General features: G+C 47.3%; 16 protein-coding genes and 1 pseudogene. 7 read left to right on the forward strand and 10 right to left on the reverse strand.

Annotation, left to right across the window (positions count from 1 at the left end):
- Positions 1–3 precede the first annotated feature (3 nt).
- Entirely contained in the window at positions 4–378 is a 375-nt protein-coding gene (locus tag JCM23214_RS03510) for a histidine triad nucleotide-binding protein (RefSeq protein ID WP_025897579.1), read from the forward strand.
- On the opposite strand, the gene JCM23214_RS23410 is transcribed toward JCM23214_RS03510, so the two are convergent.
- From JCM23214_RS23410 to JCM23214_RS03520, 4 genes are all read right to left on the reverse strand, one after another.
- Positions 375–533, reverse strand: coding sequence for a hypothetical protein (locus JCM23214_RS23410; protein ID WP_159104293.1), 159 nt, complete (start codon positions 531–533; stop codon positions 375–377). The genes JCM23214_RS03510 and JCM23214_RS23410 overlap by 4 nt on opposite strands.
- Positions 530–1,543 (reverse strand): adenylate/guanylate cyclase domain-containing protein, encoded by a 1,014-nt coding sequence (locus tag JCM23214_RS22025; RefSeq protein WP_084264533.1) that lies wholly within the window; start codon positions 1,541–1,543, stop codon positions 530–532. Before JCM23214_RS22025 ends, JCM23214_RS23410 begins: the two co-directional genes overlap by 4 nt.
- Entirely contained in the window at positions 1,483–2,085 is a 603-nt protein-coding gene (locus JCM23214_RS22030) for a hypothetical protein (RefSeq protein ID WP_051548007.1), read from the reverse strand. The genes JCM23214_RS22025 and JCM23214_RS22030 overlap by 61 nt, the downstream gene beginning before the upstream one ends.
- 66 nt (positions 2,086–2,151) lie before the next feature.
- Complete coding sequence (locus JCM23214_RS03520) at positions 2,152–3,150, reverse strand: adenosine kinase (RefSeq protein ID WP_025897581.1); 999 nt, start codon at positions 3,148–3,150, stop codon at positions 2,152–2,154.
- Between the two features lie 116 nt (positions 3,151–3,266).
- Here JCM23214_RS03520 and JCM23214_RS03525 point away from each other — a divergent pair, with 116 nt between their 5' ends.
- From JCM23214_RS03525 to JCM23214_RS03535, 3 genes are read left to right on the forward strand one after another with little or no spacing between them, the layout of a single operon-like run.
- Positions 3,267–4,676: an amidase gene (locus tag JCM23214_RS03525; protein ID WP_199899268.1), complete on the forward strand. Its 1,410-nt coding sequence runs from the start codon at positions 3,267–3,269 to the stop codon at positions 4,674–4,676.
- A 60-nt stretch (positions 4,677–4,736) separates the two neighbouring features.
- A complete protein-coding gene (locus JCM23214_RS03530) occupies positions 4,737–5,426 on the forward strand; it encodes an EI24 domain-containing protein (RefSeq protein WP_025897584.1) in 690 nt (229 codons plus the stop codon).
- Positions 5,423–5,950: a hypothetical protein gene (locus tag JCM23214_RS03535; RefSeq protein WP_025897585.1), complete on the forward strand. Its 528-nt coding sequence runs from the start codon at positions 5,423–5,425 to the stop codon at positions 5,948–5,950. The genes JCM23214_RS03530 and JCM23214_RS03535 overlap by 4 nt, the downstream gene beginning before the upstream one ends.
- A gap of 7 nt (positions 5,951–5,957) precedes the next feature.
- Here the strand turns inward: JCM23214_RS03535 and nth are convergent, their stop codons facing one another.
- Positions 5,958–6,602: an endonuclease III gene (nth, locus tag JCM23214_RS03540; RefSeq protein WP_500801827.1), complete on the reverse strand. Its 645-nt coding sequence runs from the start codon at positions 6,600–6,602 to the stop codon at positions 5,958–5,960.
- A 58-nt stretch (positions 6,603–6,660) separates the two neighbouring features.
- Between nth and JCM23214_RS03545 the strand changes: the two genes are divergently transcribed.
- Positions 6,661–7,146: a DUF2244 domain-containing protein gene (locus tag JCM23214_RS03545; protein ID WP_025897587.1), complete on the forward strand. Its 486-nt coding sequence runs from the start codon at positions 6,661–6,663 to the stop codon at positions 7,144–7,146.
- Here JCM23214_RS03545 and dapB read toward each other — a convergent pair.
- The 3 genes and pseudogenes from dapB to dnaK form a co-directional block, all read right to left on the reverse strand.
- Entirely contained in the window at positions 7,143–7,946 is an 804-nt protein-coding gene (dapB, locus tag JCM23214_RS03550) for a 4-hydroxy-tetrahydrodipicolinate reductase (RefSeq protein ID WP_025897588.1), read from the reverse strand. The two genes, JCM23214_RS03545 and dapB, sit on opposite strands and share 4 nt — an antisense overlap.
- Positions 7,947–8,030: 84 nt before the next feature.
- A pseudogene (gene dnaJ, locus JCM23214_RS18915) lies at positions 8,031–9,158 on the reverse strand (molecular chaperone DnaJ).
- A gap of 97 nt (positions 9,159–9,255) precedes the next feature.
- Positions 9,256–11,166, reverse strand: coding sequence for a molecular chaperone DnaK (gene dnaK, locus JCM23214_RS03560; protein WP_025897590.1), 1,911 nt, complete (start codon positions 11,164–11,166; stop codon positions 9,256–9,258).
- Between the two features lie 264 nt (positions 11,167–11,430).
- On the opposite strand from dnaK, the gene rarD reads away from it, so the two are divergent.
- Positions 11,431–12,366 (forward strand): EamA family transporter RarD, encoded by a 936-nt coding sequence (gene rarD / locus JCM23214_RS03565; RefSeq protein WP_025897592.1) that lies wholly within the window; start codon positions 11,431–11,433, stop codon positions 12,364–12,366.
- A 52-nt stretch (positions 12,367–12,418) separates the two neighbouring features.
- Here the strand turns inward: rarD and grpE are convergent, their stop codons facing one another.
- Together grpE and hrcA are read right to left on the reverse strand one after the other, a co-directional pair.
- Positions 12,419–13,084 carry a nucleotide exchange factor GrpE gene (grpE, locus tag JCM23214_RS03570; RefSeq protein WP_084264650.1) on the reverse strand — a complete coding sequence of 222 codons (666 nt, stop codon included), beginning with the start codon at positions 13,082–13,084 and terminating at the stop codon, positions 12,419–12,421.
- A gap of 27 nt (positions 13,085–13,111) precedes the next feature.
- A complete protein-coding gene (gene hrcA / locus JCM23214_RS03575) occupies positions 13,112–14,140 on the reverse strand; it encodes a heat-inducible transcriptional repressor HrcA (RefSeq protein WP_025897596.1) in 1,029 nt (342 codons plus the stop codon).
- 146 nt (positions 14,141–14,286) lie between these two features.
- Here hrcA and rph point away from each other — a divergent pair, with 146 nt between their 5' ends.
- Positions 14,287–15,003, forward strand: a complete 717-nt coding sequence (gene rph, locus JCM23214_RS03580) for a ribonuclease PH (RefSeq protein WP_025897597.1) — start codon at positions 14,287–14,289, stop codon at positions 15,001–15,003.
- Position 15,004: the final 1 nt, after the last annotated feature.

The raw sequence follows: 15,004 nt of genomic DNA on the forward strand, positions 1-15,004 counted from the left end.
CAGATGGCATATGATACCGAAAATATTTTTGCAAAAATCCTCCGAGGCGAAATACCAAATAAAACGGTATATGAAGATGAAAATATTCTCGCTTTTCATGATATTGCACCGAAAACACCCGTCCATGTTTTGGTAATACCAAAAGGTGAATATGTGGATATGGATGACTTTGCGGCGAACGCAAGCGCAGCAGAGATTGGCAACTTTTTCGCAAAGGTTGGGCAAATTGCCCGTGATCTTGGCGTTCATGAATCCGGCTATCGGATGGTGACAAATAATGGTGAAAATGCTGGCCAGATTGTCCCTCATTTTCACGCACATATCATGGGCGGCCAAAAAATTAAGGAAGGCAGTATGGCGCGGGGGATGCAATCCTAGATATCAAGCGTTGTTGCATCCTTTACAATATGAACTTGCAATGGCCGGTTACGCCCGCGGATAATCACTTCCTGCCTTTCAGTGTTTCCCTTGAAACCGGCTTCTCGCGCGATCCGATCCGAGAAAATGAGTTGGCTTGAATATTCTTTGTTCATGCTTCAAGCCGGCTGGCGGTATTCACCGCATCACCAATAGCCGTTATTGACGTTGCTTTGCCATAACCCATTTCACCAATGATTGTTTGCCCCATATGAAGTCCAATACCAATACGCAGGGGCTCACCCAGATCCGATTTTAGACTCTGGTTCATCTGTTCAAGTGCAATTGCCATTTCTTTTGCGGCTGAAAGGGCTTTTTGTGCAGCCTGATCCGAGGAATCCTCCAGACCAAACAAAGCCATAACGCCATCCCCGATAAATTTATCAAGATGGCCTCCACTTTTCTCGATTGCCTCACCCATATGCCGGAAATACTGGTTGATTACGAAGACCACATCATAGGGAAGTTTGGATTCAGAAAATTTCGTAAAGGATCTGAGGTCGGCAAATAATATGCCGATATCCTTTTCGCGGCCTTGCAAATAAGCTGGCCGTGCGAAGGAGCTGCGATGGGATGGAGATTTATCCGCGAGAAGAGGGGTCACCGTCATATCTGACATGGCAGGAACCTGACAAGCCAGCCTTGTTCCTTCGCTGGCGCCAACCCGTTTCAGAACTGTAAGTTCGTGATCGGAGGGCGGCGCAATCTGATCTCCCCCCGATGTAATACGGACCCTGCAGGTCGAGCATCGACCCCGTCCTCCACAGACAGATGCATGGGGAATGTTACCCAGTTTGCTAATGTCGAGTATGGTTGTACCAGGGGGTGCAGCTACTTTCTTGCCTCCGGGATAGGTGAGTGTGATCAACCGTTCTTTTCTGAAATGCAGGAACCAGAATAGCCTGCTCATCAACAGTATAAGCAGAATGAAGATCATTGCCTGCAATCCGGTATCCCGTACCTGATAGGCCCAGAGAATATCCTCCTCAGACAGGTTCAAGCCGGCGAAGAGCTGCTCTCGCCAGCTTGCTTCACTTGATAGGACCTCAATGGCTTGCGCTGCCATCAAAAATCCACAGAGTGCCAGTATCGGCAATATGATCGCTGCTGTATACAAATACGGCATAGCCTTTTCATACCAAGCTTTAGGCGGAGCCAGAAGTGAACGCCCAGGCACCCATGCGCCCACGCAACCAACAGGCCTACAGATTGCAGCAGGGATTGAACCGGTTGAGCGATCCAAATTGAATATATTACGTAGGAATAGTCATCATTTATCCCAAAAATCTCGTGCGCAACTCGCGTCCCAACAATATGACCGATCATGAGCGGAGGAATTGCCAGCCCTAGAATGATCTGCAGGACTTCTTTGGCGGGAATACGCCGAAAAGATCTATGTGTGAGCAACCTCATGGAGGTCAAAGCAAGATGTATTATCAATGCGCCAATCAGAAGCAGAGATCCCAGCGGATTTCGCCAAAGGGCGACAAACACATCACGCCCTCTGTCCAGTACTTCTAGAGAAATAAGCCCCAAAGTGTGATTGAGCAGATGGGTCGTTAAAAACACCATCAGGATCAGGCCACTCAAAAGGCGAAGTCGTTCTGCCTTGAAAAGAGTTTTTAATGTGGTGGCTTTACCGTCACCATGATCCTGTGCAGTTGCCATTTATGCTCCCGATTTTGCAATCAGGGTGTTTGCAAATCGTGTTACTGTCAAGAAAAAGGCAGAAGTTCACTTTAAGTTGAGCTTGTCACTCACCAGCGTTTTCAGACTTGTAGCTGGACGGGCGCCGACATGGCTGATGACCTCTCCCGCAGCAAGAGAAGCGATAGCGCCGCTTTGTGCCAGACTTAAGCCATTTGTAAATCCATACAGGAACCCGGCGGCATATAGATCGCCTGCTCCCGTTGTATCAATAACATCAACCGACAGGTCAGCAGCAATTTCAACTTCTGAATCCTGTGTCAAGATAACAGACCCTTTTTCACCGCGTGTGATACAGGCTATTTCAACTTTGTCTCTGATAGCGCTTATGGCGCTGGAAAAGTTGTCGGTTTGATACAGTGATTTTAGCTCATCCTCATTGGCAAACAGGATATCGACACCGTCCACAATGAAATCTGCGAACTCGTCTCTAAAGCGATCCACGCAAAAGCTGTCAGAAAGGGTGAGTGAGACGCGCTGTTTGGCTTCATGAGCTATTTTTGCGGCTTTACGAAATGCGGCTTTACCGCCTTCAGGGTCCCACAGATACCCTTCCATGTAGGTTACTGCTGACTGAGAGATTGCTTCTTCATCAATGTCATCAGGGCCCAGTTCCACGCAGGCTCCAAGATAAGTATTCATGGTGCGATGGGCATCAGGAGTGATCAGAATGAAGCTGCGAGCGGTTGCAGGGCCGGCAGTGCTTTTCTGAGTTTCGAAATTAACGCCAGCTGCTTGGATATCATGTGCAAATATGTCGCCCAACTGATCATTGCGAACCTTGCCGATATAGTTGCTTTTGCCGCCAAGTGAGGCGACACCCGCAGCAGTGTTTCCCGCGGAACCACCAGAAACCTCTATTGCGCTTCCCATTTTTGCATAAAGATCAATGGCACGATTTTCATCGATCAGGTTCATTGAATTTTTGACAAGATTTTCAGTCTCAAGAAATTCATCTTCAATTTTGCTGAAAACGTCAACAATGGCGTTGCCAATACAAGTGGTATCAAATCGTGTACTGTTCATAATGTCTCCTGAGCGATGTGCGGGCGGAGTATACGCTTTTGGGCGCCCTTTACAAGGTAACGCTGTACAAGAGGTTTTGTTTTTGCCAAATTTAATAAATGAACGAACTTATAAAAATGACTGCACTTGAAGCAGTTGAAAAATTGAAATCTCGCGAAATTTCGCCGTTGGAGCTTATTGATGCCGCAGAACAGCGGATCGAACAGACGAATGATGCTGTGAATGCATTACCTGTTTTGTGTCTGGACCGTGCGCGAAAACATGCTCAAAAAATACTGAATGAAAAGCCACAAAACGGGCAAAAATCCTTATTTGGACTACCAATTGCGATCAAGGACCTGACGGCGGTTGAAGGGGTCTTGCACACCAATGGATCCCCGATCTTCAAAGACCAGATCGCTCAGCATTCTGATGTAATGGTGAAACGCCTTGAGAAAAATGGGGCTGTTGTAATTGCGAAAGCCAATACGCCAGAATTCGGCGCCGGGGCGCAGACTTTCAATGAGGTTTTTGGCACAACGACAAATCCTTGGAATACACGAAAGACTCCCGGTGGTTCGTCCGGTGGCTCAGCTGCAGCATTGGCAGCAGGGCAGGTCTGGCTTGCACAAGGCAGTGATCTTGGCGGGAGCTTGCGTATCCCGGCCAGCTTTGCGGGTGTCGTAGGGCTGCGCCCCTCACCGGGGCGCGTAGCTCATGGACCTTCAGCGTTACCATTTGGTCTGAACTCAGTAGAAGGCCCAATGGGGCGTACCGTGGCTGATGTTGCTTTAATGCTTGATATGATGGTTGGGCAGGACCCCTGGGATCCAATCAGTCTGCCGGCGCCTAGCTATTCTTATCTGGATAAGGTGCAACAACCGGTTCAATTTAATCGGATTGCGTACAGTCCGGATCTGGGTCAATGCCCCATTGACGCAGAAGTTGCTGAAATTTGCGGAAAAGCGGTGAGCGGTTTGCGCGAATTTTCTGCCTCCGTAGAGGAAGATTGTATCGATTTCTCAGGTGGTCACGATATCTTTCAGATACTTCGCGCGGCTCAATTCGCTGCGGCTCATGGCCCCAAACTGGAGACACATAAAGACCTGCTAAAAGAGGATGTTATCTGGAATATATCCGAGGGTTTCAAACTAACCGCTAATGACATTGGTTGGGCTTTGCGTGAACAAGGGCAGCTTTTCCATCGAAGCGCTGCATTTTTTGAAACCTATGATCTATTGGTAACGCCAACTGTTATGGTGCCCCCCTTTGATCATGAAATTCGATCGCTAAAAGAAGTGAACGGCGTCAAGTTTGACAATTATATAGCCTGGCTTGCGCAAACCTATCTGATTACAAATACGACTTGCCCCGCTATCTCGGTTCCTTGCGGATTTACCAAATCTGGATTGCCCGTAGGGCTGCAAATCGTTGGCCCTGCACATCGTGAAGATTTGGTTCTGCAGGCAGCGGCACAATTTGAAGCATTGCATGAGTATTCTGCGATGACGCCCATTGATCCTAGGACAACCCTAGAAAGCGTTTGAACTTCACGCTATAAACACTTACATCTGAAAGAATTGCAAACTGCTCATTGGGGGATTGTCGTGTTATCTGCGATCAGTAAGTCCATCGCTCAACTTTCGGATCCGGCCTTTAGATCGGTGATCATCAAGTCGTTGATTGCGGCTGTGGTCGCTCAGATCATAGCCTTCATCGTTATTTTCCAGCTTACTGGATTGATTCCGCCCACTGATTGGGAATGGGTGAATAGCGTGATCGAGGTTTTAAGCGGGATTGGTGCCTTTGTTATTGCGTTGTTACTTTTTCCGCTGGCGATGAGTGCTGTTATCGGCGTCTTGCTGGATGATATTGCCGATGCGGTGGAGGCGAAGCATTACCCTCAGGACACTCCCTCAAGGGACATTCCGCTTTGGTCAAGTGTGTATGATGCTGTGAAGTTTTTCGGCGTTATCATTTTATTGAACCTGTTGGTTTTGCCTCTTTACCTGATCCCGGTCATTAATATTTTCATATACTATTTGTTGAACGGGTACCTGCTGAGCCGAGAATTCTTTCAGCAAGTCGCAGTTCGGCATCATGAAATGCGGGTTGTAAGCAAGCTCAGAAAAATTGGAAATATGGAAATTTTTCTAACCGGCGTAGCAATAGCATTTTTCATGACGATCCCGATTTTGAATTTGATCGTTCCGATTATTGCGACGGCAACTATGGTGCATTTATATAAGGCTCGAGCTAAATCTGCAGCAGGCAGTGCTTTGGTTAAAACGCAATGAAAATCCTGCCAAGGTCAGTTTTGGTTGGAATATCTGTGACTTTGCTTGCCGCCTGCGGCACGCCGGTGGAGCGTGAAAATGCCCGCACAAGTGAACAAGCAGGAACTTCCAAGCTATCAAAAGAAATTTCGAAAGTTGAGGAAGCACCAGAGCAGACAGAAGCAAGCAATGTCAGTGAAGATGACAGCAAGCGCGATCCGGTAGAGATCTCTAATATTGAACCTGAACCAGAGTTTGAGGTCCCGCCGACGAGCGTTTTAAATGGCAAGACACCAGAGGAAATACAGGCAGTATTTGGTAAGCCAGTGCTGCTTCGCAAAGAAGAGCCAGCACAGATCTGGCAATATCTGACAACAGAATGTGCTTTGCATATTGTGTTTTATGCGACTGGCGATGAAGAGCCTGTCGTAACACATGTCGCGATGAATGACCGGGTTTCAGCCAATAAAGTGAAACAGCCTAAAGACTGCTTTAAAAGCCAATTGCAGCGTGTCGGCTTTGATCGGGTTAAAGCCCTCAGCTAATTGGCATTTAACTGACTGTGGTTTTACCCTTGAATTTGCAAAGATCTTCAACCAGGCAATTTGGGCAATCTGGTTTGCGGGCCTTGCAGATATAGCGACCGTGTAAAATCATCCAATGATGTGAGTGTCTTAGATATTGTTTGGGAATTTTCTTCTCGAGCTTTTTTTCCACTTCAAGCGGTGTTTTGCCGGGCGCAATTCCAGTTCTGTTTCCAAGCCGGAACAAATGGGTATCTACAGCAATTGTGGGCTGCCCAAAGGCAATGTTTAGGACTACATTTGCTGTTTTCCTGCCAACACCAGCGAGTTTTTCCAGCTCTTCTCTTGTTTGAGGAACTTCGCCATTGTGATCCCGAATTAACGCTTCACATAGTTTAATTACGTTTTTTGCTTTTGTTTTGTAAAGGCCAATGGATTTGATGTAATCGCGAACCGTATCTTCACCAAGCGCAAGCATTTTTTCGGGCGTGTCAGCGATCGCAAACAGAGGGCCGGTGGCCTTGTTAACCCCCACATCGGTTGCCTGAGCAGACAATACGACTGCAACAAGTAATGTAAATGGGTTCACGTAATCCAGTTCACCTTTCGGTTCTGGATTGGCTTCGCTCATTCTTCGAAAAAATTCTTCGATATCTGCTTTTTTCATGACCATGTTATTGGCATAGCCTGCCAAGACGTGCAATGATGATTTTAATATCGGAAAGTCCAATATGACACAGGATCCTTTAACTCCAAAAATCTCAGGCGTTGATTATTCCCTTTTGCTGCGACCTCATAGAAGTCTCTCGCCAAGAGCGTTTTTGATTTTGATGAGCTTCATTGCAGGGGTGAGTTTTATCATTGGCGCCGTGTTTGCCAGTATGGGAGCGTGGCCGGTGTTTGGGTTTTTTGGTCTTGATGTTCTGCTCATCTACTGGGCTTTTAAGTGGAATTTTCGATCAGGGCGTTGCTGCGAAATCATCGAAATCACAAATGGAAAGCTCGTCATCAAGAAAATTGCTGTAGGTGGCCAGGAAAAGCGGTGGGCAATGGACACCTACTGGAGCAAAGTTGATTTTAAGAACAAGCGTATTTTAGTGAGTTGCAGAGGAACGCAACACGAAATCGGTGAATTTCTTGTGCCAGATGAAAAAGAAGAGGTATTTAATAACCTCAGCGCGGCTTTAAGGCGCAGTCAAAACCCAGTGTTCGCCTAATCGTCCAGACCCAATACATCCATCATGCTGTAATAGCCTGCGGGTTTGTCTGATGCCCATAATGCAGCTTTGACTGCTCCTCTTGCAAAAATTGAGCGATCGCCAGCTTTATGTGTAATTTCGATAATTTCGTCCTCGGCAGCAAACATAACAGTATGGTCTCCCACAACATTGCCACCGCGTAGAACTGCATATCCAATGTCTCCGGCTTTGCGCGGACCTGTAATGCCATCGCGTCCCCGGTCCGCGACGGTATCGTGGTCAACTCCGCGGCCTTCAGCCGCGGCCTTGCCAAGTTGCAAGGCTGTACCAGAGGGGGCATCGACCTTGTGCCGATGATGCATTTCTACAATTTCGATATCAAATTCATCGTCTAGAATGGCGGCAACTTTTTTAGTCAGTTGTGCGAGCAAATTAACGCCAAGGCTCATATTTGCACCTTGTACGATTGTTGCACGACTTCCGTTTTGGGCAATTATCTGCTGATCTTCATTGCTGATACCAGTGGTGCCGATGACATGAATTTTACCGAATTTAGCGGCGAGGGAGGCGTGTTCAACTGTAGCTGCCGGTGTCGTGAAATCTATTATGGCATCACAAGTCTGAAAGAGCTTTTCCGCACTGTCGGCAACGGTGACATTCAGAGCTTCAACCCCCGCAAGTGTCCCGATATCTTTGCCAAGGAAAGGTGAGACCGCCGGTTCGGTACCACCTGCAACGTGACAGCCTGCGGTCTGGGTAACCTGTTTGACCAGCATTCTGCCCATGCGACCACCACATCCGACGATACCGATTTTCAAGTCACTCATTATCCTGTTCCTGCTTAAAATTGGGATAGCGGAGGTGGTGTAGCATGAAAAAACCCCTCTGGCGAGGGGTTCATATCAATCTTTCAGGTCTGCGAGGAAGTCTTTTACTCGAGAGAAAAAGCCTTCGCTTTCCGGGTTATGGGCGCCTTTGCCTTCTTCTTCGAACTCACGTAGCAGTTCTTTTTGGCGCTTCGTCAGATTGACCGGTGTTTCCACAATGGTGTGGATATACATATCGCCATTTTCGGATGAGTTCATGATAGGCATGCCTTTGCCACGTAATCGGAACTTCCGCCCTGACTGAGTGCCAGCTGTGATGGATACTTTCGCTCTTGCGCCATCCAGCGTGGGAACTTCAATATCGCCGCCCAATGCAGCGGTTGTGATCGGAATTGGAACCCGGCAATGCAGGTTCTGTCCGTCCCGTTGAAATATACGGTGATCCGCGACTGTCAGGAAAATATACAAATCGCCCGGAGCCACCACGTAAACCCATTTCTCCTTCACCGGAGAGACGAATTCGATTACCGTCATCTACACCAGCCGGGATATTGATGGAGAGCGTTTTTTCCTTGTTTACCCGGCCTTGCCCGCGACATTTAGTGCATGGCTTTTCGATGACACGGCCTTGCCCGTGACAAGTCGGGCATGTTCGTTCAATGGTAAAGAAGCCTTGTTGGGCGCGGACCTTGCCGTGACCGTGACAGGTGCCACAATTCACAGGGGCAGAGCCTTCAGCTGCACCAGTTCCCTCACAACTGTCGCACTCGACAGAGGTTGGAATTTTGATTTCGGTTTCTTTACCGTGGTAGGCTTCTTCGAGGGTGATTTCCATATTATATCGAAGATCTGATCCCCGGTTTTGTGAGCTTCCGCCGCCACGGCGCCCACCCATGAAGTCACCGAACAGGTCTTCAAAAATATCAGAAAATCCACCAGCACCCATGCCGCCCATACCGCCATGACCCATGCCACCATTTTCAAAGGCGGCGTGGCCGTACTGGTCGTATGCTGCGCGTTTTTGTTCGTCACTCAGGACCTCGTAAGCCTCGTTGAGTTCCTTGAAGCGGGCCTCGGCTTCAGCGTCACCGGGATTGCGATCCGGGTGATATTTCATAGCCATCTTGCGATAGGCTTTCTTTAGGGTGCTTGCGTCGCATCTCGAGAAGCCCCTAGAATTTCGTAATAATCGCGTTTTTCCATAAGGTCCTACTCAACCAAATGCCGCTCCGGTCTGGTATTCAGGCCGGAGCGGATCTTTAAAAGTACGGGTGTAACCTTTAATAAAGGTTACTCGGCCTTATTTGTCTTTCTTGTCGTCGTCGACTTCTTCGAAGTCAGCGTCAACGACATCATCATCGTCAGAACTGTTGGAGCTGCTTGCATCTGCTGCATCATCAGCACCTTCAGCCTGAGACTGAGCGTAAACCGCTTCACCCAGTTTCATTGATGCCTGTTGCAAGGCTTCCATTTTGGCTTTGATATCCTCAACATTGTCAGAGTCTTTGACTTCTTTCAACTCATCCAATGCAGTCTGGACAGGACCTTTGACATCATCACCGACTTTGTCGCCCATTTCAGAGAGAGTTTTTTCAGTTGTGTGGACGAGACTATCCGCCTGGTTCTGGACTTCAACGCGTTCTTTACGCGCTTTGTCTTCAGCAGCATGCTCTTCCGCATCTTTCACCATGCGTTCAATGTCATCATCACTTAGACCACTTGAAGCCTGGATCTGAATTTTCTGCTCTTTACCAGTACCTTTGTCTTTCGCTGACACATTCACGATACCGTTGGCATCAATATCGAAGGTTACTTCAATCTGAGGAACACCGCGAGGGGCTGGTGGGATCTCGGATAGATCAAAGTTACCCAGCAATTTGTTGTCAGCTGCCATTTCCCGCTCACCCTGGAAAACCCGAATAGTCACAGCGGACTGGTTGTCTTCGGCGGTAGAGAATGTCTGGCTTTTCTTTGTCGGAATTGTCGTGTTCCGGTCGATCAGACGTGTAAACACACCACCCAGTGTTTCAATACCAAGTGACAATGGTGTTACGTCAAGCAGAAGAACGTCTTTAACATCACCCTGCAGAACACCAGCCTGAATAGCTGCGCCCATGGCAACAACTTCATCAGGGTTCACGCCTTTATGTGGATCGCGGCCAAAGAACTCTTTTACAACTTCCTGAACCTTAGGCATACGGCTCATTCCACCGACCAGAATAACCTCGTCGATTTCACCTTTTTTCAAGCCAGCATCTTTAAGAGCTTTCTCACAAGGTGGCAAAGTCCGCTGGATAAGATCGCTTACAAGATTTTCAAACTGTGAGCGTGTCAGTTTTACCTGCAAATGTTTTGGACCAGATGCATCGGCAGTGATAAACGGCAGATTAACATCTGTTGCCTGAGATGATGAAAGCTCAATCTTGGCTTTTTCAGCAGCTTCTTTAAGGCGTTGCAGGGCCAGTTTGTCACCGCGCAGATCAATGCCATTTTCTTTTTTGAACTCATCTGCCAGATAATCAACCAGCTTCAGGTCAAAGTCTTCACCACCGAGGAATGTATCACCATTTGTAGAGTGGACTTCAAAGACGCCATCACCGATTTCCAGAATTGAGACGTCAAATGTACCACCGCCAAGGTCAAAGACCGCGATTTTCTGGTCTTTCTTGTCCATGCCATAGGCAAGTGCGGCCGCTGTTGGTTCGTTGATGATACGCAACACTTCAAGACCCGCAATTTTACCTGCATCCTTTGTTGCCTGCCTCTGGGCATCGTTGAAGTATGCCGGAACTGTAATTACAGCCTGAGTTACATTTTCGCCAAGATAGTCTTCTGCAGTTTCTTTCATCTTTTGCAGAATGAATGCAGAGATCTGGCTTGGGGAGTATTTCTCACCTTTGGCTTCGACCCACGCGTCTCCATTGTCAGCTTTGACAATGTTGTAGGGAACCATATCTTTGTCTTTTTGGGTTGTCTTGTCGTCGAAGCGCCGTCCGATCAGACGTTTGATTGCAAAGAGTGTATCGGATGGGTTTGTAACAGCCTGGCGTTTGGCGGCCTGTCCAACGAGTTTACCATCGTCTGTGAATGCGACCATTGATGGTGTAGTGCGGGCACCTTCAGAGTTTTCAATTACGCGAGGATCTTTACCATCCATAACCGCGATACAGGAGTTTGTGGTACCCAAATCAATACCAATTACTTTTGCCATATTATCCTCTTCTATATTGGCAGATTTTTACAGCCATTCCTTGCACCGTAAAAACCCCCTAGGAGTTAAACTTACTGTCAGACGTCTATATAGGTGTGATGCCAAAACAGTGCAAGTCTCCACGCCAACAGAATTTGTGTTTTTTGATAAGTTACACGGGAAAAACTGTTCATCATGCGCCGTTGTGGAATTTCTTTACGCTTGTGTGAACCTCTGGTAGGGAGAAATATTATTTTAATTGTCTTCTTTTGATTAAGGCATTTTATGAGCGAAAATCAACAAACCGAGCCAGCGGCTGATTTGGCTAATTCTCCTGATCTGGAGCAGAAGAAAGGCCTTTTGGCAGCCCTTGGCGCTTTTGGTTTATGGGGTGTTTTTCCACTCTATTTTAAGGCGATCGGCCATATTCCTGTATTTGAAGTTCTGGCGAACAGAATTGTGTGGTCACTGGTTCTGGTATTTTTACTGGTGGTCATTACGAAAAGGTTTGGGCACCTAAAAGCAGCGATATCAGATCGCAAAACATTTTTGCTTTTTCTTGGGTCGACATCCTTTATTGCGCTGAACTGGACAACTTTTGTCTGGGCAATTGCAAATGACCGCGTTTTGGAGGCTGGGCTAGGATATTATATAAACCCCTTGGTGAATGTTGGCCTTGGCATGCTTTTCTTTCAAGAAAAGCTCAACCGTTGGCAAACAACGGCGATATTTTTGGCGATCTGTGCGGTTGCGTTAATGACATACATTATGGGGCATCTTCCCTGGGTTTCCCTGGTTCTTGGATTTTCCTTTGGTTTTTATGGCTTGTTTCGCAAGAAGGCGCAGACGGAATCTACCGTAGGTTTGATGGTTGAAACTGCGATCCTGACGCCATTTTGTCTGGCCTATCTTGTGTTTTTGGTGATGACTACAGGGCTGCAGGATGGACAGGTTGCCGGTGGCTTTTATTCCATGCCGGATTTTCTGCTTCTTGTTGGAACAGGTGTGGTGACAGGCGTTCCGCTCATATTGTTTTCTTACGGTGCGCAGCGACTAAGGTTGTCTACAGTGGGAGTTATGCAATATATAGCGCCGACAATGCATGTTGTGCTCGCCATCTTTATTTTCAACGAAGCATTTTCACATTTGCAATTTGTCGCATTTGCGCTGATTTGGATCGGGCTAATTATCTACACCATCGATGGCATTCGCCAACGCTAATAAAAAAAAGCCGCTGCGATTGCAGCGGCTTTTCATGAAGACTTGAAGTCACTTAAACTTTTTGATCTACATGAGCCTCTTCTTTTTTCTGGCCGCCTTTGGATACGCCAACCAACGCGGGGCGAAGTAATCTGTCAGCGATAACATATCCGGGCTGTACAACCTGCAAAACTGTTCCTGGCTCTACGTCCGGATTTTCGATTTCAAACATGGCCTGATGCAGGTTTGGGTCGAATTTTTTACCCTCAGCTTCAATTAGCTGGATTTTATGTTTGCTAAAGGTACTTAACAGCTCACTTTCGGTCATTTCAACGCCGGTGAGTAAAGTTTTTACCGTTTCATTTTCCCGATCCTCTTCAGAGACGGCATCAATTGCGCGCCGAAGGTTATCGGAAATAGTAAGCATATCTCGTGCAAATTTTGTGACGCCATAGTTCAAGGCATCTTCTTTATCTTTTTGAGAACGCCGCCGCATATTTTCTGTTTCAGCCATCGCACGCAATAGCTTCTCTTTCAAATCTGCAATTTCGGCTGCTTGTTGCTCTTCAACAGACAGAACGTCTTCTTGCGGTGCCTGTGTCTCTTGAGCTTCAGCGATGGCGTCTGCTGTTGCAGCGTCCAATTCTTCTTGGCTTACAGTTTCCAAATTTTCACTACCTTGCTCTACACCCTGTTCGTTTTCAGGTGTTTCCTGAGAATTTGGGTTTGTGTTACTCATCTTTTCCATTTCCTAACTCGGCGTTACTCAATCCAGCAATCTGCCAATTACCTTTGCCGTATAGTCGACCATCGGAATAATACGGGCATAATTCAAGCGCGTCGGACCAATTACGCCCACCACTCCGACAACCTGTTTGCGGCTATTCTGATAGGGAGAAATAATCATTGATGTTCCAGAAAGCGAGAAAAGATTGTTTTCAGAACCAATAAAAATTCGAACTCCGTCTCCTCCCTCAGCCAATTCAAGTAATTTAATACCTTCCTTGCCAGCTTCAAGGGTGTCAAATAACTGTTTTATCTGTTCTAAATCTTCAAGGGCCTGAATATCCTGCAATAGATTGGAGTGCCCGCGCACTATCAGTGTTTCTTTGCCTCCCCAACTGGCTATGCCAGATTCAACCAGATTAGCTGTCAGCTCATCTAGCTGAGCCTGATGAGATTCGATTTCATCGGCAATCGCTTTTTTGGCCTGCTGTAATGTTTTTCCGCTAAGCCGACTGGTCAAATAGTTACTGGCTTCCTGCAGGGCGCTTGCAGACAAACCAGAGGGGATTTCTATTGTCCTGTTTTCAACAAGCCCGTCTTCGGTCACCAGAATTACCAAGCCTTTGTTTAGGCTGAGGCGTATAAACTCAATCTGTTTTATGGCGCTGTCTGATTTCGGGGCCATTACCAGACTTGCGCAATTGGAAAGACCCGAGAGCATACTTGAAGCTTCGGTAAGTACTTCTTCGAAGTTTTTACCTTCCACCGCGCATCGCATTTTTATATCTGCCCTCTCGTCTTCAGTGAGGTTTCCAACCTCCAAAAGGCCATCAACAAATAGTTGCAGGCCGGCCTGAGTTGGAAGTCTTCCTGCTGACACGTGAGGTGAATAAAGCAAACCCGCATCGGTCAAATCAGCCATGATGTTGCGAATTGACGCGGGTGAAAGGCCAATTTTATCGAGTTTTGATAAAGTTCTGGAGCCGACGGGTTCCCCGGTCTCAATGAAAGTCTCGACAATGTTCCGGAAAATTTCACGGCTACGTTCGTTTAATTCCTGAATATGCATAGAGATCTGTCTTCCATCACATTAAGCCCGCGACAAAAACGGTATAAGCTTTTGAAATGTAGTAAAGGCAGAGCCTTGCGTCAATTGGGCGCAAGAGCTACAAGGTAGTCAAAGTTTTAAACAATACAAACTCTTGAGGTGAAGTTATGCGGCCATCGGGTAGAAAACCAGAAGACCTTCGCAAGATCGTCATGGAACCTGGCTATGCCAAAAATGCGGAAGGCTCCTGTTTTATTAAGGCTGGTGATACGCATGTTCTGTGTACAGCAAGTGTTGAGGATAGAGTGCCGCCATTCCTACGCAATACAGGTAAGGGATGGGTGACCGCAGAATACGGCATGCTGCCACGTTCTACAGGGTCTAGAATGGGCCGTGAAGCCGCAAGAGGGAAACAACAGGGCCGTACAGTTGAAATTCAGCGTTTGATCGGCCGTTCTTTACGCGCAGTCGTTGATATGGAAGGGTTTGGAGAGCGTCAGATCACTGTCGACTGCGATGTAATTCAGGCAGATGGAGGTACAAGAACCGCTTCGATTACCGGGGCCTATGTCGCCTTGTATCAAGCTTTCAATAATCTGGTAGAGCAGGGAAAAATTCTGGAAGTGCCGATGCAGCACCAAGTGGCGGCAGTCTCCTGTGGTATCTATAACGGTGTGCCAGTGTTGGATCTGGATTATCCTGAAGACAGTAATGCCCAGGCGGATGCCAATTTTGTTCTTTCATCCGATGGCAGAATCATTGAAATACAGGGCACGGCTGAAGAAGATCCATTCACAGAAGCGCAGTTCACCTCTTTGTTCACATTGGCGAAAGCCGGGGTGAAAGAGCTCTGCGCATTGCAGCGTGAAGCATTGGGGCTTTAAA

Source organism: Sneathiella glossodoripedis JCM 23214 (assembly GCF_000616095.1).
GTDB classification, from domain to species: domain Bacteria; phylum Pseudomonadota; class Alphaproteobacteria; order Sneathiellales; family Sneathiellaceae; genus Sneathiella; species Sneathiella glossodoripedis.